General features: G+C 66.7%; 2 protein-coding genes and 1 pseudogene. All 3 read left to right on the forward strand.

The genetic code is table 11. The annotated features are described in order from the left end of the window. Positions 1-74 precede the first annotated feature (74 nt). Positions 75-2,735, forward strand: a complete 2,661-nt coding sequence (locus XAXN_RS19885; RefSeq protein WP_042824267.1) for a sensor histidine kinase — start codon at positions 75-77, stop codon at positions 2,733-2,735. Then, positions 2,725-3,441 (forward strand): response regulator, encoded by a 717-nt coding sequence (locus tag XAXN_RS19890; RefSeq protein WP_042824266.1) that lies wholly within the window; start codon positions 2,725-2,727, stop codon positions 3,439-3,441. The genes XAXN_RS19885 and XAXN_RS19890 overlap by 11 nt, the downstream gene beginning before the upstream one ends. Before the next feature lie 250 nt (positions 3,442-3,691). Further along, positions 3,692-3,825: pseudogene (locus XAXN_RS22290) on the forward strand (IS5/IS1182 family transposase); the annotation flags it as partial.

Consider the following 3,825-nt stretch of genomic DNA (forward strand, 5'->3'; position numbering starts at 1 on the left):
TGCCGGGACTGAACACCTAGGATCGTCGGGCAGCTGTAGGCTTTGCCATTCCCCGTTCCCTATTTCCCATTCCAATGTCCGATGCCCGCACCCAGCAAGCCGACGCCCTGATCGGCGAATTACAGCGCGAACACGGTGGGCGGTTGACGGTGTTCCTGGGCGCGGCGCCCGGGGTGGGCAAGACTTACGCCATGTTGTCGCGGGCGCGTGAGCGCCTGCGCCAGGGCATGGATGTGGTGGCTGGCGTGGTGGAAACCCACGGGCGCAGCGAAACCGCGGCGCTGCTGGAGGGCCTGCCGCTGCTGCCGCGCGTCCGGGTCAGCTACCAGGGCCGTGTGCTGGAGGAACTGGATCTGGATGCCTTGCTGGCGCGCAAGCCGCGGCTGGCCCTGATCGACGAGCTGGCGCACCGCAACGTGCCGGGCAGCCGCCACGAACGGCGCTGGCAAGACATCGTGGAGCTGCTCGATGCCGGCATCGACGTCTACACCACGGTCAACATCCAGCACCTGGAAAGCCTCAACGACATCGTGCTGCGCATCACCGGCGTGCGCGTGTCCGAGACCGTGCCCGATGCCGTGTTCGACCGCCTGCGCGACATCGTGCTGGTGGACCTGCCGCCTCGCGAACTGATCGAGCGCCTGCAGCAGGGCAAGGTGTATCTGCCCGAGCAGGCCACGCAGGCGTTGCAGGCGTTTTTTTCGCCTTCCAACCTCACGGCGTTGCGCGAGCTGGCGATGCAGACCGCTGCCGACCGCGTCGACAGCGATCTGCGCGATACCCAGGCCGCGCGTGGCTTGCCCGGCACCGCCGCGTTGCGACGCCGCGTGGTGGTGGCCATCGATGGCCGTGGTAGCTCCGATTATCTGGTGCGCGTGGCACGGCGTCTGTCGGAACGGCGCGATGCACCGTGGACGGTGGTCACCGTCCAGACCCGCACCGTGACCGATGCGGCCTGGCAGCTGGAAATCGACCGCGCATTCGCGCTCGCCCATCGTCTCGGTGGCGACACCGCGCTGCTGCACGGCGCCAACGTGGCCGATGCCTTGCTGGATTTCGCTTCGCAAAACGGCATCTCCACCCTGGTGCTGGGGCGCACCCGCGAGCGCCCGCTGGCGCGCATGTTCAACCGCACGTTGACCCAGCAATTGCTGCAACGTGGCGCGCATTACGAACTGGTCATCGTCAGCTCCGCCGATGCGCGCGCACGTGCGCGCAAACGCTGGCGCAACCCGGGCCAATGGCTGCAGCGTTACGACATGGCGTTCGCTGCGATCGCCGCAGCTGGTGCGGTGGGGGTCGCCTGGTTGCTGCAACGCTGGACCGACATCGACGACCTGTCGATGGTGTTCATCGTCGCGGTGGTGCTGGTGGCTTCGCGCACCCGCATGGCCGCTGCGGTGGTTGCCGCATTGCTGAGTTTTGCCGCCTACAACTTCTTCTTCATCGAACCGCGTTTCACCTTGCAGATCAGCGCGCGCCAGGGCGTGGTGACGGTGTGCATGTTTCTGATCGCCGCGCTGGTCGCCGGCCGGCTGGCTTCGCGTCTACGCAGCCAGGTACTGGCCTTGCGCGCGGCCAATGCGCATGCCAACGCCTTGCAGGCGCTGGCCCGTCAGCTCAGCACCGCGGCCGATCTGGGGCAGGTGCTGGAAGCTGGCCGTCGCGCGCTGGCCACTGCGCTGGATGCCGACGTCTGGCTGCGCCTGGAGCAGCGCGAAAGCGACGCGCCCACCAGCTTCGGTGCGCTTGATCGCAGCGCCGCCGATTGGACCCAGCGCCACGGCCAGCCCGCCGGACGCTTCACCGACACCCTGGCCGGGGCACAGTGGTGGTGCTTGCCGGTACGCCACGAGCGTGGCACCCTGGGTGTGGCTGCGCTGCGCTTTCGGCAGACTCTGCAACGGCCCGGCCTGGAACAACGCCGCCTGGCCGAAGCGATGGTGGAAGACATCGGCCAGGCAGCGCTGCGCACGCGCCTGGTCGCCGATCTGGAAGGCGCGCGCGTCAGTGGCGAAACCGAGCGCCTGCGTTCTGCCTTGCTCTCGTCGGTCTCGCACGATCTACGCTCGCCGCTGGCCTCGATGATCGGCTCGGCCAGCAGCCTGGCCAGCTACGGCGATGCGATGGACGCGCACGACCGCCACAGCCTGCTCGACACCATCCAGCTCGAAGGCGAGCGGCTGGATCGCTACATCCAGAACCTGCTGGACATGACCCGGCTCGGCCACACGGGTCTGACCTTGAATCGCGACTGGATCGGCGTGGACGAATTGATCGGCTCGGCCACCCGCCGCCTGCAGCGCTACCAGCCGGAGGTGCGCCTGCAACTGGACCTGGCGGCCGACCTGCCGGCGATCTGGGTGCACCCGGCGCTGGTGGAACAGGCCATCTTCAACGTGCTGGAAAATGCGGCGAAATTTTCGCCAGCCGGTGTGCCGGTGACCGTGCACGCGCAGCTGCGTGCCGGCGCGTTGCAGATCGACATCGGCGACCAGGGCCCGGGCATTCCCGAAGACGAGCGCGCGCGGATCTTCGACATGTTCTACAGCGTGGAGCGCGGTGACCGCGGGCGCAACGGCACCGGCCTGGGTCTTGCCATCTGCCAGGGCATGATCGGCGCGCACGGGGGCAGCGTGGAGGCATTGGCAGGCGCGCATGGTCACGGCACCACAATCCGCATTACGCTGCCGTTGCTCGTTCCCGCCGCACCACCTCGCCCCGATGCCGACTGACCTCACTGCCATCCCGCCCGCCCGCGTGCTGATCGTCGACGACGAGCCGCAGATCCGTCGTTTTCTCGACATCAGCCTGCGTGCGCAGGGCTATCGTGTGCTGCAGGCCGGTACCGGCGAAGAAGGCCTGGCCTTGCTGGCCGGGCAGGGCGCCGAACTGGTGGTGCTGGACATCGGCCTGCCCGACCGCGATGGGCATGAAGTGCTGCGCGAGATCCGCCAGTGGTCCAACGTGCCGGTGATCATGCTCACCGTGCGCGCCGGCGAAACCGAAAAGGTCGCCGCGCTCGATGCCGGTGCCAACGACTACGTCACCAAACCCTTCGGCGTGCAGGAACTGATGGCGCGCATCCGCGCGCTGCTGCGCCAGGCCGGCGCCGGCAGCACGGTGGAAGAAAGCATGTTCCACGATGGCCGGCTGCATATCCATCTGGGCCTGCGCGAGGTCACCCTCAACGGCGAGCCCGTGCCGCTGAGCCGCAAGGAATACGCCCTGCTCGCACTGCTGCTGAAACACGCCGGCCGCGTGGTCACCCAACCGCAGTTGCTGCGCGAAGTGTGGGGCCCCACCCACGAAGAAGACACCCATTACCTGCGCATCCTGGTCGGGAAATTGCGCCAGAAACTGCAGGACGATGCCGCCGACCCGCACTACATCGTCACCGAACCGGGCGTGGGGTTGCGGTTCATCGGGGTGATGCGTTGAGCTCGATAGCCTGCAGGTTGGATCACCTTCATTCGGTAGGAGTGCGCCCGCCAGGCAATTGGTTGAGAATGGATTGGCGAGCAGATCGGGCAACACCAGACCCGTTTAACCATCTATCCGATCACCGGTCCCTGGCGTTGCGGTTCCTGCGTTTGCTCCAGTTGTATTCTCTGCCGCTGATTTAAGGCAACGCTGATCAAGTTCCAAAGATGCGAGGATAAGTGCTTCGCAGCGATGGTGGTGCAAGCCGATGAAGCAGCGGACCTTGGCAATGTCAGCTGACCAGGGCAACGGGTTTGAACAGTACCGTCGCCCGACGCGGCGCGATGTGTTCCTGGCACGGATGGAGACGCTGGTGCCGTGGATGGCACTGTGCGCGGTGAG

Origin of the sequence: Xanthomonas axonopodis, assembly GCF_001304695.1 — a bacterium.
Lineage (GTDB): Bacteria > Pseudomonadota > Gammaproteobacteria > Xanthomonadales > Xanthomonadaceae > Xanthomonas > Xanthomonas axonopodis.

Excerpts from the sequence above, each read along its gene's own strand:
- XAXN_RS19885 (WP_042824267.1), top strand. The coding sequence starts at position 75 with ATGTCCGATGCCCGCACCCAGCAAGCCGACGCCCTGATCGGCGAATTA.
- XAXN_RS19890 (WP_042824266.1), top strand. The coding sequence starts at position 2,725 with ATGCCGACTGACCTCACTGCCATCCCGCCCGCCCGCGTGCTGATCGTC.